The organism is Kitasatospora sp. NPDC048545 (assembly GCF_040651155.1).
Lineage (GTDB): Bacteria > Actinomycetota > Actinomycetes > Streptomycetales > Streptomycetaceae > Kitasatospora.
The window spans coordinates 66584-86587 of sequence record NZ_JBEZIQ010000045.1 but is presented as its reverse complement, the minus strand read 5'-3'; the positions used below and the strand labels follow the sequence as shown (position 1 = coordinate 86587).

Here is a 20004-nt window from a genome sequence, read left to right as displayed (position 1 = left end):
GGATCGGCTTCGGACTGGTCTGGCTCGCCTACCTGCTGCGCGAGTGGCCCAACCGCCGGGTGCTGTACGGAGACCGCTCCCCCTGGTCCCGAGCGCACGGGAAGCCGCCGCACCGCACCGGCCCGCTGGACCGGTCGTGGCTGCCCGGACTCCCCGGGCTCGGCCGCCGGTTGCGCCTCCGCGGCCCCGGACCCGGCCGCGCCGGGCGCACCCGGGGCGACCGGCATCGCCAGTCCGGTCCCGCCCGCGACGGCGGCGGCCGGGGCGACCGGTACCGCCATCGCCCGAAGGATGCCGACCGGCGCGGACGGCAGGACCGCGTGGCCGAGCGGACCGCTCAGCGAGGGGTCCTGCCAGGAGGCGAGACGGGACCGGAACCTCAGGCCGTCGCTGACCCCGTGCGCCGGGGTCGCCAGGGTCGGGGCCAGTGGCCGCACCGCGCGCCACCCCCCGTCCCCCGTCGGCGGACGACGCCGAGCCACGCCGTCGGCACCTCCGACAGCGCCGACGGCCCCGGCGGCGCCGGAGTCACCGCTCGCGCCGCCGGCCGTCGTCACCGACGGCAGCGCCGTCGGTGAATCGGCCGACGACCCGGCCGTCGACTCGTCCGCCCTCCGGCGGCCGATCCAGTCCCGAAGCCCCACCCGGCTCACCCTCCTTCACTGACACGGGTGTTGAGACGGGCGATCTCGCGCACCCACTGCCCGCGTTCACGGTGGGTCAGGTCGAGGATGTCCTCCCGCTGCCAGTGGAAGTGGTAGGCGATGTACGCGATCTCCTCGTACAGCCGAGCAGGCGCGTACGTCACGATTCCCCCAGGCGCCCACCGGCGAGGTCGACCTCGAAGGCGCCGTCGCAGTGCGGGCAGGTCACCGCGGCGCGCGTGTGGCCTTCGCTGTTGATCCGCTGGTAGAGGTCCTGGAGGAACGCGACGTCGGTGGCGTACATCCGCTCGACGATCCCGGCGTGCACGTCGGTGAGGTCGCCCAGCCTGGTGATGACGTGACTGAGCAGCACCACGCTCAGGTAGGCCGGGTTCTCCTTGACCCGCAGGTCGATCTGCGGCATCAGCTCGTCGCGGGCGGTGGCCAGGCGCATGGTGCCGTGCCGGTGGACGGTGCCCTCGTCGTCGACGTAGCCGAGCGGCAGCTCGAAGTCGAACTCGGTGTGCGGTGCCTGCCCCCGGGAGCCCGGCGCTCCGGCCGGTCCCGCCGGACCCGCGGGCTGCTGCTGCGGCGGCGCGGTGTTCTGCGGGGCCGGGGCCCGTTCCAGGAGTTCGTCAAGGCCGATCCGTCGCCTCACTCTACGCTGATCTCCTCGAACACGATGGTCACGGTCTCCGTCGCGGCGCTGGACTCGCCGGCGGTGAGCGTGGGGCCCTCCCAGCGGCTGGCCCAGGCATTGGTCAGCTGGATCCGCCGCAGGGTGGCACCGGTGGTGTCCTTGACCTCGATGGTGAGGTTCTGCCGCGCGGTGTTGATCGCCCCGTTGTTGAGGGTCTCCTTGATCCAGGTGGTGAACGCGCCGCTCTTGTCGAGGCCGCGGGTGATCGTCACCTCGCCGGGCAGCCGGGCGCCCGGCTGCTTGCGGACGATCAGCTTGCCCTCCTGGGTCACCTGCTTGTACTCGACGACCTCCTGGTCGACCGTCAGATTGCTGATCTCCTTGACGGACTCGACGTTGTAGCCGCCGAGTTGGACGCCGAAGATGTGTGTGGAGAGCGGATCGCCTTCAGCCATGACTAGTTGTCACCTTCCGATGGGGTGCCGACCGGGTACCGGGTAATACGGGTGCCGGTCACTCGTTGACGAGGCTCGTGCTGTCTGAGAACTGGGACAGCCGGAACACCACGAACTCCGCCGGCTTCACCGGAGAGACCCCGATCTCGCAGATCACCTGGCCGAGGTCGATGGACTCCGGCGGGTTGTTCTCGCGGTCGCACTTGACGTAGAAGGCCTCGGCCGCGGTCTGGCCGAACAGCGCGCCGCGCCGCCACTCCTCGGTGAGGAACGCGGTGATGTTCCGGCGGATGCTGGACCACAGCCGGTCGTCGTTGGGTTCAAAGACGACCCACTGGGTCCCCAGGAGGATGGACTCCTCCAGGTAGTTGAAGAGCCGGCGCACGTTCAGGTAGCGCCAGGCCGGGTCGGAGGAGAGGGTGCGCGCGCCCCAGATCCGGATGCCGCGTCCGGGGAAGGCCCGCACGCAGTTGACGCCGATCGGGTTCAGCAGGTCCTGTTCGCCCTTGCTGAGGCGTATCTCCAGGTCGACCGCACCGCGGATGACCTCGTTGGCGGGCGCCTTGTGCACGCCGCGCTCGGCGTCGCTGCGCGCCCACACCCCGGCGGCGTGCCCGCTCGGCGGGACCATCACGTTGCGGCCGGTCGCCGGGTCGAAGACCTTGATCCACGGGTAGTACAGGGCGGCGTAGCGGGAGTCGAAGCCCGCCTCGTCGTTGCGCCAGGTCCGCATCTGCTGGGCGTTGAGGCCGGGCGGCGGGTCCAGGACGGCGATCCGGTCGCCCATCTGCTCGCAGTGCGACATCACGGCGAGCTGGACGGTCCGCAGTCCCTCGCCGTCGATGTCGCCGCGCTGGTAGGCGCTCATCAGGTCGGGCACCGCGACCATGGTGATCTCGTCGATCGCTTCCAGGCCGGAGAAGCCGGTCCGGGCGGCGGCGTCGCCGACGTACTCGGCGGGGTCGAGCCGGCCGGCCGGGGCCGCGACGGGCCCGGTCGCCGGCGCCGGGGCGGCGGCGAGGGCGTGGGTCGTGCGCTCGGGGCGGCTCGGCGCGGTGCCGGGCTGCTCGACGACGGCGACCAGCTTCGACTCGCGCAGCTGGGTGACGACGTAGCCCTTGGTGCTCTTGCGGGTCGAGACGTCGTACGTCTCCACGACCTCGGCGCCGCGGCGGACCAGCAGGCGGAAGCGGTCCTCGGGGACGTTGTCACCCTCGACGTCGGCGATTTCGAGGGTGACCCCGCCGCCCGCGCCGGGCAGCGCCGTGAAGAGGAAGCCGGCGATCGCGACGGGCACGGGCGCGCCGACGGCAGCGGCCGGGGCGGCGCCGGGCGTCCGCCGGGCCGGGTCGCCGACCCGCACGACGTAGGCGGAGCCGCCGCCGTTGGCGAAGTACCCGTACACCGAGTGGGCCAGGTAGGTGCCCTCGGTGAATCCGCCGAACCGCTGGACGTACTGGTCCCAGTTGGTCACCAGCGTGGGCTCGTGGAAAGGACCGGTCTCGGCGAAGCCGACGAAAGCGGCGACGGCGGTGCCGACCCCCTCGATCGGCCGGGCACCGGACTGGACCTCCTCCACGTACACGCCCGGGGTGAGGTAGGACGGCATTCGCGCTCCTTCGGGTGGCCGGTCATTCGTCCACGAGTCTGCTGCCCGACCCCCGCCCGGGGACATGTCCGCAGGTCCCGGACCGGGGGCAAGAACGACTGCCCCGGCGGGCACCCGACGGGTGCGCGCGGACCCGTCCGACCTGCGGCGGGCCCACCGCCCCGCCGATCCGACCGAGCTGCCTGACCCGCCGACCCGGCCCCCACGACCCGCCGAGACCCCGCCTAGACCCCGCCACTGTCCGGGCGGTGGCGGGTCAGAGCCGCCCGGCGTCCCCGAGGACGCCCAGCCAGGGCCCGAACTCGCTCTCCAGCACCAGCCGGCCGAGTTTGCGGTACTCGCCGACCACCGCGGCGACCAACTGCGCCATGCCCAGCGGGGCACCCGCCCCGGCTGCCAGGTAGGCCGCGGAGACCGCACAGGCCCGGATGGAGCCGCCGGTGAGTTCGAAGTGCCGGGCGCAGAAGTCCAGGTCGAGGTCGTCACCACGGGGCAGCCGCGGCCCCAGGCAGCGGTCCCACAGCACCCGTCGCTGTGCCTCGTCCGGCCGCGGGAACTCCGCGATGACGTCCAGTCGCCGGGTGAACGCCTCGTCCAGGTTGGCGCGCAGGTTGGACGTCAGCACCGCGATCCCGTCGAACGACTCCATGCGCTGGAGCAGGTAGGCCGTCTCGACGTTGGCGTGGCGGTCGTGCGCGTCCTTGACCTGCGAGCGCTTCCCGAACAGCGCGTCCGCCTCGTCGAACAGCAGGACGCCGTTCACCTGCGCGGCCTCGGTGAAGATCCGTTCCAGGTTCTTCTCGGTCTCGCCGACGTACTTGTCCACCACGGTGGACAGGTCCACGACGTACAGCTCCATGCCGAGCTCCGCCGCGACCACCTCGGCCGACATCGTCTTGCCGGTGCCCGACTCCCCCGCGAACAGGGCGATCACGCCGTTGCCCCGGCCGCCGCCGGGCCGCATCCGCCAGTTCCCGAGCACCTGGTCGCGGTGGCGGGCCCGCAGCACGAGTTCGCGCAGCCGGCCCGCGGTGGGACCGGGCAGCACCAGGTCGGCCCAGCCGACGCCGGGTTCGATCCGGCGGGCGAGGCGGGCCAGGCCGGCCGCGTTCTGCGCCCGCACCGCGGACCGGACGTCCTCGGCGCGCACCGGGCGCCGCTCGGCGGCGGCCGTCCTGACCGCCACCGCGGCGGCCCGCTCCAGCTGCTCCTGGTCCACCCGGTAGGCGGCCACCGCCTCGGTGAGCTCCTCGCTCAGCGGCTCCGGTTCCCGCCCGTCCGGCCGGGCGCCCAGCGCCCGGGCCCAACGGGCGGCCCGGCCGTGCGCGTCCGGCGGCGGGACGGTGAGCACCACGGGGCTCTCCCGCGCCCAGGCCGGGTCCCACACCTGCGACCCGTACACGACCAGCGGCACACCGGTGAGTTCCGCGCACAGCTCGCGCAACAGGGCGGCCCGTTCGGGCCGTTCGGGTTCGAGCCGGTCCAGCGGGCCGAACACCACGCCGCCCCCGCCCAGCCGAGCCTCGCGGGCCAGCACCCGCACGGTGCCCGGCGACGGGCGGGCGGCCAGCGCGCCGGCGTCGACGACCAGGGGTGCCCGTCCGTCGGCCGCGAGGGCGGCCACCGCCGGCGGCACGGCGTGCCCGCCCCGGTCCAGCAGGTGCACCAGCCCGCCGGTCGCGGCGGCCGCAAGCACCCGCTCGACGAACTCCGCGGCCGCACCGGTGCCGACCGCACCGGCCGCGTCCGCACCGGCGGCCGCGCGGCGGGCCAGCCCGGCGAGCGCGCCGTCCAGCTCGTCGTCGCCGAGCAGGTGGGCCGTCACCCGCTCCGGCACCCGCAGGGTGCGGGAGAGCAGCGGACGCTCCGGCTCGGTGACCTCCAGGAGGCCGCCGGCGACCAGGGGGGCCCGTACCGAGAAGCGGGAGCGGCCGGCGCCGGCCGCTCCCGGCAGGCCGCACAGTTCGAGGGCCAGTCCGACGGTCGCCCGGCGTCGGGTCAGGTCGTCGTTGAGGTAGCCGTAGAGCTGTTCGAAGCGGGTGTCGAGGTCGGGGGCCAGGGCCACCAGCAGGAGTTCGAGGTCCAGCGGGAGCAGCCCGAAGGCCCCGCCGAGCCGCGCGAGCCGGGAGCCGGGGGGCGGCGGCGCGGGCCCGTCGCCGAGGGCGGCCCCGCCGGCGCCCGACGCGGCGGAGGCCGCGAGGATCCGCTCCACCGCGTCCGGGCCGAGGTACTGGCCGCGGTAAGGGTCGTCGGGGTCCGGGTCGTCGGCCCGGCGTTCGCGCACCGCGGTCCTGACCCGCTGCTCGACCCGTTGCAGCCGTTCCCAGAGGTGGTCGGGGCCGGGGCCCGCCACGACGGGCGCGGCCGCCGTGGCGGCCGCCGTGACCGGTGCGGCCGGTCCGAGGTCGATGCTCATCGTGTCCTCCCCCGTGCCCGGCGGCCCGGCGGCAGCTCGCGGTCCCGGTGAGCGGCGAAGCCGTCCGGTCCCGGGTCGGTGGCGCCGTGGTAGCGCAGTCGTCGGCCCGGGCCGTCGGCGGGCGCCGCACCGTCCCCGGCGGCGGCGCCGGCGTCCCGGCCGGTGTCCTGGACGTGCACCACCAGGCCCTCGGTGACCGGCGGCCCGACGGGGCTGCGCCCGCCGGGCAGCGGGGCGAGCGCCCGGAGGTCGATCGAGGGCCGCAGCTCCCCGCCGAGCGCGGACCACACGTCGGAGACCGACGGCAGTCCGGTGTCGCGCCCCGCGATGTCGAGCCCGACGGTGAGTCCGAGCTGCGCGAGCGTCCCGGTGAGCGTCCGGGCGGGCAGCGCGTCCACGGCCGTCAGGCACTGCAGCACCTCGGCCAGCAGGCGGTGTTCGTCCTGTGCCCGGTTGGTCCAGACGGTGACCAGGTAGGCCAGCTCGAACCAGCGGGGCGCGGCGCGGTGGGCGACCACCACGCCGTCCGCGTCGTACTCGGCGACCTCGCCCGCCTGCCGGCGGTCCGTCTCCTCACGGATCCCGTAGAGGAAGACGCTGACCGTCGGCGCGGTGCGCCGGGCGGTGAAGTCCCGGGTGGGCGCGTCGAAGACCACCTCGACGCCGCGTTCCGGCAGTCCGGCCTCGGCGAGCAGGAGCCGCAGCGCCTCGTCGACCTCGTGGATCATCGCCGCTCCACCTCCCCCGGCGGGCCGATGCTGCCCTCGACCACGAGGAACGGGGTGGTCACCGGGGAGAACCCGGGGCCGTCGGCGGTGATGGTCCGCGGGCCGGTCTCGTCCTTGGGCAGGATGAGCAACTGGCCGGCGAAGGTCCCGTCGGCCCGGGGGTAGGTGGGGGCGGCCGCGGCGGTGATGCCGGGCTGCCAGGTGAACCTCACCGGGACGCCGGGCGGGAAGTCCACGCCGCGCACGGAGGTCACGAAGCCGGGCTTGCCGATCGGCGGCACCGCGACGATGCGGGGCTGCAGGATGCGCAGCGGGGTGCTCGCCCGGTGCGGTCCCGGGTCGGCGTCGGTGCCGGTGGTGGTCAGTTCCGCGGTGACGGTGGTCTGCAGGGGCGCGTCGGGTGACAGCACCACCCGGACCACCTGGCTGCCGCCCGGGGAGAGGTCGGCCAGCTGGCAGGTCCCGGCCCGGCAGCCCGGGGGCAGCGCCTCGGTGGGCACCCCGGCGGGCAGGCCGAGGGACAGCCGCAGCCCGGTCGCGAGGGCCTGGCCGGTGTTGCGCACCGTGTAGCTGACGGTCACGTGGCCGCCGACGTAGCCGGGGTTCGGCTGGGCGTCGACCGACACTCCGGGGCCGGCCTGCGGCGGCGGGGCCGGCGCGGGTGCAGGTGCGGGTGCGGGTGCGGGGGGCGGGGGTACGGGGGTCGGCGTGGTGGTGGGGGTCGGAGCCGGGGTCGGTGTCGGGCTCGGGCTCGGCGACGCGGACGGTGACGGTGTGGGCGTCGGCGAGGGGGTCGGCGGGTCCATCACCGGCAGGAGGGTCCGGGCGGAGTCGTCGCCGGGGTTGGGGTCGACGACCGTCCCGGTGACGCTCCAGCCGAACTCCCGGGTGCCGGTGCTCGTGCCGATCAGCCGGGCGGTGACCTTGACCACCGCGCCGGGTGCCAGGGTGCCGAGGTCGCACCGCAACGCCGCGGCATCGCACTGCCCGACCTTGGTGGTCAGTGCGCCGAGCCGGGCGCCGGTGGGCACCGAGGCGGTGAGGACGGTGGCGGGCGAGGGCGCGGGGCCCCTGTTGGTGACGGTGATCGTCACGTCGGTGCCGCCGCCGACCGGGACCGCGGGGGTCCGCTCGGGTGCGCTCAGCGCCAGGTCGACGGACTGCTGGACGGCGGGCTCCTTCTGACGGCCCGGCAGCCGCCGGGCGAGCGGGGTGAGCGTGCCGGACGCGAAGTCGTAGACGGCCAGTCCCTCCGGCGAGTTGGGCGGCAGGGCCCGGCGGGAGGTGAGCACCAGCTGCGCGCCGTTCGCCGTCCAGGCGACGTCGCGGGGCTGGAAGGGGCCGGACTCGGAGGTGTCGGGCAGCGGCCGGGTGCAGGCGTCCTTCTGCCCGCGGAGCCCGGTGGGCAGCAGGACGGTGCAGTCGCCGCCGGTGGGCGCCATGGTCAGCACCCCGTTGCGCTGGTTGTTGCCGCCGTCACCGCCCTTGCGGTTGAAGGCGATGCGCCGGCCGTCGGGCGAGAAGGCGGGGCTGTCGTCGATGACGTCGCAGGCGCCCGGGCAGGCCGTCCGGCTGAGGTCGGTCTGCTTGCCGAGGTCGTCGGCGGGCACGGTCCACAGGTGCAGGTTGCCGGCGTTGCCGTTGATCACCGCGCTCCGGGAGAAGACGATCAGCTTCCCGTCGGGGGACCAGAAGGGCTGGCCGTCCGATGCGCCCGGCTGGCCGGCCGGCGGCTGGACGGTGCCGACGATCGCCCCGGTGGAGACCTGGGCGATCAGGACCCGGCCCGGGCGGGCCGGTTGCCCGCCGCCGCCCGGGGAGCTGCGGCTGAACACGATCAGCCGGCCGTCCGGCGAGACGGAGGGGTCGGTGTCCCGGTCGAGCGGGCCGCGGCCGGCCAGGTTCATCGGGTGCGGGTTCGCGCCGTCGGCGTCGGTCAGCCAGATCCGCTGGATCCGCCCGGCCGGCGAGTCCTCGTAGCGGGTGACCACGATCTGCCGGCCGTCGGGCGTGTAGCCCTGCCGCTCGAACCAGGGGTCGTAGCCGGGGCGGGGGTGGAAGAGCGGGTCGGCCGCCGGGTCGGGGTCGGTGGTGGTGGCGGCGGCCGGGTCCTCCGTGAGCACGCTGACGCCAAGGTCGCGCGGGTCGGAGCCGTCGGGGCGGACGTCCTGCAGGTCGGCGATGTCGGAGGCGGTGGCGCTGGTCTGCTCGACCACCGGCCCGCCCTTGTCCTGGCTGCCCAGCCAGGCCGGGGTCGCGATCAACCGGTCGGTGCTGTAGAGCACCTTGGGGTCGTCGCAGGAGCAGGTCGGCGCGCGGTACAGGTTGACGACCGGTGGTGTGGGCGGTTCGGGCCGCTGCGGCGGGGTGGCGGGGGTGAGCAGGTCGGAGCTGAGGAAGAGGACTCCGCTGCCGTCGGCCAGCCAGGAGGCGGAGCCGGTCCGCCAGGTGGAGCCGGTGCGGAGGAAGAAGGCCTTGTCGCCGCCGGTGGGCGAGGTGAGCATCAGGGTCCGGCCCTGGTCGGCACCCTTGTCCCAGGTGTAGACGATCTGGTTGCGGTGCGCGTCGTCGTCGACCGGGTTCCAGGTCGGGTCGACGGCGTCGCCGGTGGTCACGTCGGTGACCTTGGTCGGCGCGCCGCCGGTGAACGGCCGCAGGTAGATCTGGGTGTGCGCCGGGTCGCCGGTGCAGGCGTAGGCGACCCACCGGCCGTCGGGCGAGACGGTCGGGTGGGTCTCGTCGGCCGAGCCGTCGGTCAGCCGGCGCAGCCCGCCGCCGTCCCGGTTCACCACCCACAGGACGTGCTGGGGCTTCCCGCCGGTCCCGGGCTCCACCGACTCGAAGACGACGGCCTTGCCGTCCGGGGCCAGCGCGGGGTGGGCGGTGTCCATGCCGGTGGTGAGCTTGTGCACCGCACCGGCCGCGTCGCGCAGGTAGACCTGGGGCAGCGGGCCGTCCCGCAGGCTGGTGAAGACCAGTTCGTCGCCGCGGGCGGAGGGGTCCTGGTCGAAGTGGACCGGGCCGGGCCCGAACAGCGGGGTGCTGGCCGCCGCACCGGTCACCCGGCCGAGGCCTCGGTGGTTGGTGCCGGCGAAGACGATCCGTCCGGCGGTCGGCTCGGCGGCGGCGGCCGGGGCCACGGGGGCGCCCTGCCCACCGGGGGCGGCGGTGCCCAGGGTCACCACGGCCGCCGCCAGCGCGAGCAGGACCGCGACGGCGGCTCGGGCCGGCCGCCGGACGGAGCGGGGAGTGGCGGTGGCGCCGATCACGCTCGACCTCACAGGTTGGCAGGGGCGTTTTCCCGCAGTCTCCCCGGCCCGGAAGCCCGGGAACAGAGCCCGGACGCCCGAGCCGGGGGTAACAACGGGTGTCCCCGGAGGGCAGGCGGCCACGACCGCGCGCCCCTCAGATCAGGCCGCGCCGCATGGCGTACCCCACCGCGTGCGCCCGGTTGCGCAGTCCGAGACGCGTGATGATCTCGTGCAGCACGTTCTTGACGGTGCGCTCGGAGTAGGAGGTCTTGGCGGCTATCTCACTGGTGTCGAAGCCGTCGGCGACCAGCCGGAGCATCTCGGCCTCCCGGGCCGTCAGGGTCGACAGGGTCAGGCCCCGCCCGTCGAGCATGGTGCGCTGGAGCATCCCGATCCGGTCGAGCAGCTCGCCGAGCAGGTCCCCGGGCATCACGCCCTCGCCGTTGGCCAGGGCCGTGATGAGGTGCACCAGCCGGTCCTGGTCCGCCTCCGAGCGGCGCAGCACGGCGGCGACCCCGCACTCGACGATCGTCTGCAGGCCGCCGGCCTCGAAGTGGCCCACCACCAGGCCTATGGCGCCCGAGGTGGCGAGCCGCAGCCGGCGCAGGTGCTCGGCCACCGCCTCGGTCATGGCGTCGACGACCAGCAGGGAGACCTCCGCCCGCGCCGCCTCGCTCTCGTTGAGCAGCTCCACCTCGGGCCGCTGGCGCAACTGCTGGACCACGCCGGTCTGCAGGATCAGGTCCTCGGCGTAGACCGCCACGCGCACCTGGGCCGGCTTCCCCCGCACTTGGGCGGAGGTGACCGGCCCGGACGGCCTGGTGGTGCCGGCCGTCCTGGTGGCGCCGGCGGACGTCCTGGTGCCGGTGGAGGGACGGGCGGTGCCGGACGTGCGGGAGCTGCCGGGCTGCGGGGGCACCAGCGCCCGCAGGGTGGTGACGGCTTCCTCACGGCAGGCGCGGGACGTATCGGTCGATGTCATCGAACTACTCCATTTCCTCAGTGGACCCGTGGTGGTGACGGCCGGTCGCCGCGGCGGGAAGGCGCCGGTCGTCGGCCCGGGGTGGTGCGGGCGCCCGGCTCGCGGGGTGCGCCGTGACGGCGCCGGGCAGGGTCGGTCGGTCCCCGCGGGCAAGGGGTGTGCCCACAGCTTGCCCGCACGGCCCTCTCATCCGACGCGCCGACAGGCCTACCGTCACGCTATGACCACATCCGCCGAACTCGGCCTGCCCGCCATCACGGTGGCGCCCGGTGGCGTGGCCACCACGACCCTGACGGTACGTAACGATCTTGACATCGTTGAGGCGTACTCGTTGGAGGTGGTCGGCGACTGCGCCGCGTGGACGACGGTCGAGCCCGCCCGGATCTCCCTCTTTCCCGGGACGTCCGAGACGGTGACGGTGCGTCTGGCCCCGCCGCGATCCCCCGCCGCACGGGCCGGTGAGTTCCCCCTCGGCATCCGGGTGCTGCCGGCCGAACGACCCGAGCTGGTGACGGTCCCGGAGGCCGTCGTCACCGTGACGCCCTTCCACGAGCTGCAGGCGGCGCTCGCACCGCGCCGCCGCCGCGGCTGGCTGCGCGGACGCTACCGCGCCTCGGTGCGCAACCTCGGGAACACGCCCGGCACGGTGGTCCTCACGCCCGGCCAGGCCGGGGAGGACCTGCGGTTCCGGGTCACCCCGGAGCGGCTGCGGCTGGAACCCGGCGAGTCCGCCGAACTGCGGCTGCAGGCGCGGACCCGCAAGCTGATCTGGTTCGGCAAGCCCGCCGCCTGGCCGTTCGAGGCCACGGTGGGCCCGCAGGACGCCCCGGGCGGCAAGGGCCCGGACGGCAAGGAGGCCGCCGGCGCCGCGGGGACCACCGGCGGCGGCACGGACGGCACGTCCGGGACCGCTCCGGCCGATCCCCTGACGGCCGTTCAGCGTCAGCGCCTGGACGGTGAGTTCATCCAACTGCCGATCCTCCCCAAGTGGCTGCTCGCTCTCCTGGCGGCGCTGCTCGCGCTGCTGCTGGCCTGGTTCGCCCTGGTCCGCCCGGCGGTGCGCAGCTCCGCGAAGCAGGCCGCCGAGCAGGCCGTCGCCCAGCAGAGCGCCGCCCCCACCCCGGCCGCGACCCCCGGCGCCTCCGCGCCCGGTGCGCCGACGGCCTCCCCGGGCGGGAGCCCCGGCGGCCAGTCCAAGCCGGGCGCCGGGCAGTCGAGCCCCGGCACCGGCGGCCGGAACTCCGGCCCGGGCGGGCTGGCGGTGCCGGGCACCGGCCAGCAGAGTTCCGCCACGATCGACGTGCAGAGCGCGAACGCCTCGTCCGCCGTGGGCAGTTACCAGGTGCCGCACGGCAAGGTCTTCGACATCACGGACCTCGTGGTCGCCAACTTCCAGGGTGACCAAGGGCTAATCACCATCACGGCCGGAAACCAGACGATCACCACGATCGCCCTGGAGACCTTCCGCAACCAGGACTACCACTGGGTGACCCCCATCCAGGTGGCCGAGGACCAGGCGGTGACGGCGAGCGTAACCTGCGAGTCCCCGGGGACCCCGGCCTCGGGCAAGCAGGCGTCCACGTGCCACGAACTCCTCAACATCAGCGGCGCTCTGAGCGACATCAGGCAGGGGAACTAAAGCGGCGTACAGCGTGACCTTCCCTCTCCGGGCAACCGGACCGGAACGGTACGCCCGGCGCCCCGACGATGGCGACGGGTCCCTTTCGACCCGTTCGTCTCCGATCCCTCCCTCCCGTATCTCCTCCCACGCCCCGTGACCATGTCAACACGGCGCGGACAGCGCCGCCGGTCAGGGCACCTGCCGACACCCCCGGCAGGACCGGACCGACCGGGCCCGGGCTGCCCTTGCGGGCAACCGAACCGTGCCCCGCAGGGCAGCCGGTCAGTCCCCCCGGGCGGCGAAGTCTGCCCCCGGCGCACTGCTGACGACCCGTCGGCGAGGCAGTGAAGCGGGCCACTCCCGCACCGCCACGACGCGGAGCGCACACACGAACGCCGGAATGCCGGCCCCGGGATCGGGGCCGGCATTCCGGCGTTCGTGCAGCGTGGCGTTCCGTCAGTGTGGTGCCCCGTCAGGGCGGTCTTCCATCGGTACGGCCAGGCATCCTCGTCACCGCCTCGGTCCTGCCACGGCGTACACCACGGTGCCGGTCGCGAACAGGGCCCAGGCGACTGCGGCGGACGTCGCCGTACCGGGCGGATGGACCATCCACTTCAGCACCTCCCCCACGGTGCCGTCCGGAGTCGGGACGAGGAGGGTGACCCCGAGCCAGCCGGTCGGCAGGGTCCAGGCGAACGCCGCGCCGAACAGCGTCGCCCCGAGCGCGGCCAGACCGACCAGGCCCGCGCTGTCCCGGACGACGACCTCGGCGGGGGCGAGGTCCACGCCCACCGTCCGTGCGCTCAGCAGCATCAGACCGGCGACCGCGCCGATCAGCAGCACGTGCGCCACCCGGCGGGGCATCCACCGGATCGCGGCCGTCCGCTCCAGCACCACGTCCGGCCCGCCGAGCCCGGCCGAGGCCGCCGCCACGTGCGCGCCGAGGACGAGGACCGCCGTCCCCAGGTTCGCCTGGCCGGGCTCGACGAGGGCCCACGCGGCCGCCGTGACGAGCGCGATCGCGGCGGCCGCACCGGGCATCTGCCGGGAACGGGCGTACAGGCTCAGCCACCTCATCGGGACGACGCCTCCCCCGCGAGCAGCAGGAGCGGGTCACCCGGCGCGCAGGAGAAGGTGGCGGCGCGCAGCCCGTCGATCCGGGTGCGCTGCTCGGCCGGTGCCGCCGCCGTCAGCTTCTGCCAGGCCTGGTCGGCCTCCGCCCAGTCCTTGAGCGAGTACGGGTCGGTGCCCTTCTCCAGCAGCGGTCGGAGCTGGGGGTCGTGGAGGGCCCAGCTCACGGCGATGCTCTGGACGGCGACGCCGCTGCTCCCGCCGCCCTCGCGGTCGTTGTTCCCGTGGCAGTTCGGTGCCAGCCCCTGGGAGATCAGCGCACGGGTCAGGGCGTCACCGGTCGCGTCGGCGAACAGCCGTTCGTCGAAGTCGACCAGCACCACGTCGTCGGAGAGTTCGCGGTCGCCACTGAGCTCGCGCAGCCTGTTGTCCTCCCGCACCGAGTGCGGTGCCCGGTCGCCCAGGAGGCCGCGCAGCACGCTCAGTGCCTCGTCACCGCGCGCCGCGAGTTCGTCCAGGCGGTCGCGGTTCGCCCGCGTCACGCAGACCGGACCGTCGCAGACCAGGGCGGCGGCGGTCCGGTCGACGACGTAGCTGTCGCGCGGCGCGGCCGGGAGGACCAGCAGGGCCAGGGCCGCGCCGACCAGGACGGGGACCACGGCGAGCAGCCGGGCCCGACGGGTCACGGCCGACAGCAGGGCGAAGCCGGTGCCGAGCAGGCCGAGCAGCCAGAGCGTCTGCCCGACGTGCACGGAGCCGGACAGGGTCAGCAGCATCTCCCGCGGGTCCGGGACCACCGGGGACAGCAGGAGGAGCCGGTTCGGCACGTTGTCCGACGGCGACGGCACCAGGCCCTCCGTCCTCGACCGCAGGAAGCTCGTCAGCACGAGGAAGGACACCACCAGGGCCGGCGGGGTGAGCACATGGGGCAGCGCCCGCGCGACGCCCATGCCGAACACGACCCCCGCGACCAGGGCCAGGACCGCGACCAGCGAGATCGGCAGCCAGCCGAGCGGTGCGTAGGTGGTCCGGCCGAGGGCCACCTGGACTCCACCGACGAGGACCAGCAGGCCGAAGCCCGCCGCCGTCGCGAGCGCCGTCGCCCCGGCGGGCAGCGCCGCGCGGCGCCAGGCCGGCAGCGGCGTGGTCACCAGCAGTTCGGCCATCCGCGAACGGGATTCGCGCAGCCCGTACACCGCGCCCGTGCCCACCACGAGCGGCAGCCAGAAGGCCAGCAGGTAGCGGGTCCACATGGCCATGGTGGTCCACTGGGCCGTCCACCCGGCGGTGCCCTTCCACCAGATCCCGTCGATCAGGAAGAACACCGCCAGGCTGCCGGCCAGGACGACGATGCCCGGCCAGGGGGCGGCCGAGCGCCTCAGTTCGGTACGCAGGACACGTCCGTTCACCAGATGCCTCCCGGCCGGCCGGAGTCGCGGAGCAGCGCCGAGTAGCCGCGCTCCAGGGGGCTGTCGCCGGGGTGCTCGGGGCTTCCCGCCGCGGCCAGGTCGTCCGGGGTGCCCTGGAAGACGAGCCGCCCGTCGGCGAAGAGCACCACGTCGGAGCAGGCGGCCGCGACGTCCTCGACCAGGTGGGTGGAGACGACCACACAGGTGTCCCGGCCGAGTTCCTGCAGCAGTTCGCGGAAGCGCAGTCGCTGCGCCGGGTCCAGACCGGCCGTCGGCTCGTCCAGCAGCAGTACCGCCGGGTCGTTGACGATGGCCTGGGCGATGCCGGCCCGTCGCACCATGCCGCCGGACAGGGTCTTCATCCGGTGGTCGGCGCGGTCCGCAAGGCCCACCCGTTCCACGGCCCGCTGGACGGCCGCGGGGACGTCCGCCTTCGGTACCTCCTTCAACCAGGCCATGTACTCGACGAACTCGCGCACCGTGAAGCGCTTGTAGTAGCCGAAGTCCTGCGGCAGGTAGCCGATCCGGCGCCGCAGGGCCCGGTGGTCGACGAGCCCGCCCACGGCGGTGCCGAGCAGTTCCAGTTCGCCCTCGGTGGGGCGCAGTACGGTGGCCAGTGTCCGGATCAGGGTGGTCTTGCCGGCCCCGTTGGGCCCCAGGAGGCCGTGGGTGCCGGTGCCGAGGGAGAGGTCGAGCCCGTCGACGGCCATCTTCTTCCGTCCGACGCGGACCTTCAGCCCGTCGGCCCGGATCTCCCAGGCATAGGTCTTCGGCGCGGTGTCGGCCGCGCTCGTCATGGGTGTCATGCGGTCCCTTTCGGGGGTCGAGGATGGGTTCACAGCGTCGAGTACACGTTCCTGCGGGCGATCACGGCGCCGGTCCCGAGCGCGAGGAGCAGTCCCCACACGGGCAACCGGTCCGACTGCAGGAGGAGTTGCAGGGCGAGGGGGACGTGTCCGACCGCCCACGCGGGGATCACGACGGCGGCGCACCACGCGGCCGTCAGCCCGAGGGCGGCGCGGGTCACGCCGACCACGCTGCCCAGTGCCAGGGCGGTGGAGGTGAAGGCGAGGGAGGGCAGCAGCCACTGGGCGGCCGTCATGTCTCCGGTGAGCAGGCCGCCCAGCAGCAGTCCGGGCAGGACCACCACGAGGACCGCGGTGGTGCGCCTGAGGAGCAGCGGCAGGCCGGCCTTGGCGGTCGAGGCCGTCAGTTCGTGCGCCGGGTCGAGTGCGCGCGACCACGACGCGGCGACGCCGCACAGCGGCAGCACGGGCGCGACCGGCACCAGCAGGGAGGTACCGCCGAAGAACGTCGGCGGCGCGAGCGCGTCCAGCAGCAGCGCCAGCAGGGTGACGACGACGGTCATGGCCAGCCAGGGCGTCATGACCGGCGTCAGCCAGGCCGAGGCCCACCCCGGGCGGTAGCGCCGCACGGGCGCCGGGCCGGACGCGTCCAGCTGCGGTTCCAGACCGGCCCGGACGGTGTCCAGGAGCGCCACGACGTCCGGCGCCGTGGTGGCCACCGAGGCCGCCAGCCGGCCCCGGCACGGCGCGCAGGTCTCCAGGTGGGCCTCCAACGCCCACACGGTGTCCGCGGCCATCGCGGTGTCACCGCGCGCGTAGTCGTCGATCAACCGCCCCGACGCGTGTTCCCCGGTGGTGCGCCCATCGCTTCGCTCGCTCATGCCAGCGCCTCCCGCATCGCGATCCGGGCCCTGCGGGCGCGGGTCTTGACCGTGCCTTCGGGCAGTCTGAGCAGGACGGCGGTCTCCCGGACGGAGAGCCCGTCGAGCACCGTGGCCTGGAGGACCTCCCGCAGTTCCGGGGCCAGTCGCCGCAGCGCGTCGCCGACGTCGCCGCCGACGGTCCCGGCGAGGGCCTCGTCCTCCGCCGCAGGCACGACGGCCCGTTCGGCGGCGGCGACGGGGGGTTCGGCGTGGTGGGCGCGGCGGCGGAACGCGTCGACGAGGCGGCGTGCCGCGATCGTCCACAGCCATCCGACGGCCGTCCCGCCGACCGCGCTCCCGGCGAACGCGCCGGCCGCGCGCCACACCGCCAGGTAGGTCTCCTGCATGACCTCGGCGACGATCTGCTCGTCGGCGCAGCGGCGGCGCAACCGCACCGCCAGCCACGGCGACGTGCGCCGGTACAGCTCGTCGAACGCCGCGCGCTCACCCCTGGCCACCAGCCGGACGAGGCGTTCCTCGTCCAGTTCGTCCAGTGCTCTCCTGCGTGATCTCACACCAGCCAGACGCGGGGTGCGGCGTGCAGGTTCTTCCTCCGGCGTGACCTGCGTCACAGTCCGGGGGGTGGCCGGCCGGCGCCGGGGTCCGTCCCGCCCGCCCGGCTACCGGCCGGGCGGGACGCGGGACAGGCCGGTCACCGGAGCCGCTCGGCCGTCACAGGAACTGCTCGGACCAGATGATCTTTCCGGCGGGGGTGTAGCGGACGCCCCAGCGTTCGGTGAGCCGGGCGACGAGGAACAGGCCGCGGCCGCCCTCGTCCTCCGCGACCGCGTAGCGCAGGTGCGGGGCGGTGCTGCTGCTGTCGGAGACCTCGCAGATCAGCGTGCGGTCGTACAGCAGCCGGACCCTGATCGGTTCGCTGCCGTAGCGGATGGCGTTGGTGACCAGTTCGCTGAGCACCAGCTCGGTGACGAAGGCCGCCTCGTCCAGGCCCCACGCGGCGAGCTGCCGGGTGGCCTCGGCGCGGACCCGGGCCACGGCCTCCGGAGCCGAGGCCACCTCCCACTCGGCGGTCCGGTCGGGCTGCAGCACCCGGGTGCGGGCGACCAGGAGGGCGATGTCGTCGGACTGGCGGGTGGGCAGCAGGGCGGCTAGCACGGCCTCGCAGACCTCCTGGGGCGACCGGCCGGGACGGGCCAGGACGCTCGTGAGGACGTCCAGGCCGAACCCGATGTCGCGGGTGCGGTCCTCGACGAGGCCGTCGGTGTAGAGCACCAGGCTGCTCCCCGGCGGCAGTCGCAGCTCGGCGGCCTCGAAGGGCATCCCGCCCAGGCCGAGCGGCGGACCGGCGGGCAGGTCGAGGAGCTCGACCGTGCCGTCCGGGTGGACGACGGCGGGCGGCGGGTGCCCCGCCCGGGCCAGCGAGCAAATGGCGGTGCTGGGGTCGTAGATCGCGTAGAGGCAGGTGGCGCCGGTGATCGCGAGCTCTCCCCCGGCCGCGGCCGCCTCCTGGTCCAGGTGGGCGACCAGTTCGTCCAGGTGCCCGAGGAGCTCGTCCGGCGGCAGGTCGAGGGTGGAGAAGTTCTGCACGGCCGTGCGCAGCCGGCCCATGGTGGCGGCGGCGTGCACGCCGTGGCCGACTACGTCGCCGACCACCAGCGCGACCCGGGCACCGGGCAGCGGGATCACGTCGAACCAGTCGCCGCCGACCCCCGCCTGGGCGGGCAGGTAGCGGTAGGCGACGTCGAGGGCGCTCTGCTCGGGCAGCGCCCGCGGCAGCAGGCTGTGCTGCAGGGTCACGGCCATCGTGTGCTCGCGGGTGAAGCGGCGGGCGTTGTCGACGGCCACGGCGGCCCGGGCGGCCAGTTCCTCGGCCAGCGACAGGTCGTCGTCCTCGAAGGGGCCGCCGCGGTCCCGGCCGCGCCAGAAGCAGGCGACGCCCGTCAGCACGCCCCGCGCCGTCAGCGGGACGGCGATCAGCGACGCCAGGCCGAAGTCCAGCACCGCCTGGGTGAGCTCGGCGTCCTGCCGGCGCCAGCCGGCGTCGGTCGCCACCTCGGGGACCAGTGCGGACCGCCCGCTGACGAAGCCCTCCGCCTGCGGGGTGCTGCCCGCCCACCGGACCAGCCGGCCCGGGCGGTACAGCGGCGAGTCGTCCCGGATGCCCGCGACCGCCACCCGCCGCAGCTCCACGGTGGCACCGGCGGTCAGGGTCTGCGGTTCCTCGCCGATGAGGACCTCGTCGGCGAGGTCGATGGTCGCGTAGTCGCAGAACTCCCGGGAGGCCATGGTGGCGAGCTCCTCGGCGGTGCGCCGGACGTCCAGGGTGGTGCCGATGGCCATGCTCGCGTCGTACAGCAGCCTGAGCCGGCCGCGGGCGACCTCGGCCTTCCCCGCCAGGGCGCGCAACTCGGTGGAGTCGCGCAGGGTGGTGACGCTGCCGGGCGGGCCTCCCCCGCTGTCGGTGGGGCGGTTGTTGACCGCCAGCAGGAGGTCGCCCACCGGGATCACCTCGTCGGTGACCTCGCTCTCGGACAGCAGCAGTTCGGTCGTCCGGGGGTCGAGGCCGAGGTCGGTGACGGCCCTCCCCTCCGCGTCGGCGGGCAGGTCCAGGAGCCGGCGGGCCTCGTCGTTGGCGAGCAGCACCCGGCCGTCGCCCCCGACGATGGCCACGCCCTCGCGCACCGCGTGCAGCACCGCGTCGTGGTGCTCGTACATCCTGGTCATCTCCTCCGGCCCCAGGCCGTGGGTCTGGCGCAGCAGTCGCCTGCCCACCAGCGCCGTTCCGGCCGTGGCCAGGCCCAGCGCGGCGGCGCCGGCGGCCAGCACGACGGGCAGCTGGCGGTCGATCGCGCTGCTCACGTTGGCGACCTTCATGCCGGCGGACACGATGCCCACGACCCCGCCGTGGGCGTCCTCCACCGGGACCACCACCTGGTACTCCAGGCCGAGCGGGCCGTGCACCTGCTCGACGGTGACGTGCCCGTTCAGCGACGGCCCGATGGTGCCGACGAACTTCTTGCCGATCTGGTCCGGCTCGGGATGGGTGTAGCGGATGCCGTTGCGGTCCGTCACCACGATGAAGTCGACCTGGGCGTCCTTGCGGGCCGCCTCGGTCGCCGGCTGCAGCACCGCGGTGGGGTCGGGACCCTGCATGGTCGCCACCAGGCCGGGGCTGTGCGCGAACGCCTCGGCCGCGGCGAGCGAACGGTCGCGCGCCGCCGCGAACCGGTCGCTGCGGGACTCGATCAGCAGCGCGACGACCGCCGCCACCACGAGCAGCAGCACGATCAACACCTGCAGGAGGAACATCTGTCCGGCGACGCTGCGGATGCTCAGCACCGACCGCAGTCGCCGCACCGAAGGGTCCCCCGGGACGGGGCCTGGATCCGGCCGCCCACGACGACCGCCCGCTCGGCCCGGCGCCCGGGAGTCGGGGCCCGTGTCTCTCGCCATACACCCATGGTCCCGCCCCGACGGGATCGGGACAC

At 74.7% G+C, this 20004-nt stretch carries 15 protein-coding genes; 1 reads left to right on the top strand and 14 read right to left on the bottom strand.

The features are described 5' to 3' along the window. Nucleotides 1-649: 649 nt before the first annotated feature. The 8 genes from AB0D10_RS33320 to AB0D10_RS33285 form a co-directional block, all read right to left on the bottom strand. Nucleotides 650-808: a DUF6760 family protein gene (locus AB0D10_RS33320; protein ID WP_167344238.1), complete on the bottom strand. Its 159-nt coding sequence runs from the start codon at nucleotides 806-808 to the stop codon at nucleotides 650-652. Beyond that, nucleotides 805-1302: a hypothetical protein gene (locus AB0D10_RS33315; RefSeq protein WP_360262704.1), complete on the bottom strand. Its 498-nt coding sequence runs from the start codon at nucleotides 1300-1302 to the stop codon at nucleotides 805-807. The genes AB0D10_RS33320 and AB0D10_RS33315 overlap by 4 nt, the downstream gene beginning before the upstream one ends. After that, nucleotides 1299-1739: a phage tail protein gene (locus AB0D10_RS33310; protein WP_189917863.1), complete on the bottom strand. Its 441-nt coding sequence runs from the start codon at nucleotides 1737-1739 to the stop codon at nucleotides 1299-1301. The genes AB0D10_RS33315 and AB0D10_RS33310 overlap by 4 nt, the downstream gene beginning before the upstream one ends. Nucleotides 1740-1797: 58 nt before the next feature. Beyond that, nucleotides 1798-3348: a phage tail sheath family protein gene (locus tag AB0D10_RS33305; RefSeq protein WP_360262703.1), complete on the bottom strand. Its 1551-nt coding sequence runs from the start codon at nucleotides 3346-3348 to the stop codon at nucleotides 1798-1800. 256 nt (nucleotides 3349-3604) lie between these two features. After that, a complete protein-coding gene (locus AB0D10_RS33300; RefSeq protein WP_360262702.1) occupies nucleotides 3605-5764 on the bottom strand; it encodes an ATP-binding protein in 2160 nt (719 codons plus the stop codon). Then, entirely contained in the window at nucleotides 5761-6492 is a 732-nt protein-coding gene (locus AB0D10_RS33295) for a DUF4255 domain-containing protein (RefSeq protein ID WP_360262701.1), read from the bottom strand. The genes AB0D10_RS33300 and AB0D10_RS33295 overlap by 4 nt, the downstream gene beginning before the upstream one ends. Continuing rightward, complete coding sequence (locus AB0D10_RS33290; protein WP_360262700.1) at nucleotides 6489-9761, bottom strand: hypothetical protein; 3273 nt, start codon at nucleotides 9759-9761, stop codon at nucleotides 6489-6491. The genes AB0D10_RS33295 and AB0D10_RS33290 overlap by 4 nt, the downstream gene beginning before the upstream one ends. Nucleotides 9762-9897: 136 nt before the next feature. After that, nucleotides 9898-10725 (bottom strand): LuxR C-terminal-related transcriptional regulator, encoded by an 828-nt coding sequence (locus AB0D10_RS33285; RefSeq protein WP_360262699.1) that lies wholly within the window; start codon nucleotides 10723-10725, stop codon nucleotides 9898-9900. Between the two features lie 220 nt (nucleotides 10726-10945). Between AB0D10_RS33285 and AB0D10_RS33280 the strand changes: the two genes are divergently transcribed. Beyond that, nucleotides 10946-12364, top strand: coding sequence for a hydrolytic protein (locus AB0D10_RS33280; RefSeq protein WP_360262698.1), 1419 nt, complete (start codon nucleotides 10946-10948; stop codon nucleotides 12362-12364). Nucleotides 12365-12856: 492 nt separating this feature from the next. Here AB0D10_RS33280 and AB0D10_RS33275 read toward each other — a convergent pair whose 3' ends face one another. The 6 genes from AB0D10_RS33275 to AB0D10_RS33250 form a co-directional block, all read right to left on the bottom strand. Then, nucleotides 12857-13423: a hypothetical protein gene (locus AB0D10_RS33275; protein WP_360262697.1), complete on the bottom strand. Its 567-nt coding sequence runs from the start codon at nucleotides 13421-13423 to the stop codon at nucleotides 12857-12859. Continuing rightward, nucleotides 13420-14826: a hypothetical protein gene (locus AB0D10_RS33270; RefSeq protein ID WP_360262696.1), complete on the bottom strand. Its 1407-nt coding sequence runs from the start codon at nucleotides 14824-14826 to the stop codon at nucleotides 13420-13422. Before AB0D10_RS33270 ends, AB0D10_RS33275 begins: the two co-directional genes overlap by 4 nt. After that, nucleotides 14823-15632 carry an ABC transporter ATP-binding protein gene (locus AB0D10_RS33265; protein ID WP_360262695.1) on the bottom strand — a complete coding sequence of 270 codons (810 nt, stop codon included), beginning with the start codon at nucleotides 15630-15632 and terminating at the stop codon, nucleotides 14823-14825. Before AB0D10_RS33265 ends, AB0D10_RS33270 begins: the two co-directional genes overlap by 4 nt. A 29-nt stretch (nucleotides 15633-15661) precedes the next feature. Then, nucleotides 15662-16513: a zf-HC2 domain-containing protein gene (locus tag AB0D10_RS33260; protein WP_360262694.1), complete on the bottom strand. Its 852-nt coding sequence runs from the start codon at nucleotides 16511-16513 to the stop codon at nucleotides 15662-15664. After that, a complete protein-coding gene (locus tag AB0D10_RS33255; RefSeq protein ID WP_360262693.1) occupies nucleotides 16510-17070 on the bottom strand; it encodes an RNA polymerase sigma factor in 561 nt (186 codons plus the stop codon). Before AB0D10_RS33255 ends, AB0D10_RS33260 begins: the two co-directional genes overlap by 4 nt. A 157-nt stretch (nucleotides 17071-17227) precedes the next feature. After that, the gene (locus tag AB0D10_RS33250) at nucleotides 17228-19825 is read right to left on the bottom strand and encodes a SpoIIE family protein phosphatase (RefSeq protein ID WP_360262707.1); all 2598 of its coding nucleotides are present in this window, start codon (nucleotides 19823-19825) and stop codon (nucleotides 17228-17230) included. Between the last annotated feature and the right edge of the window lie 179 nt (nucleotides 19826-20004).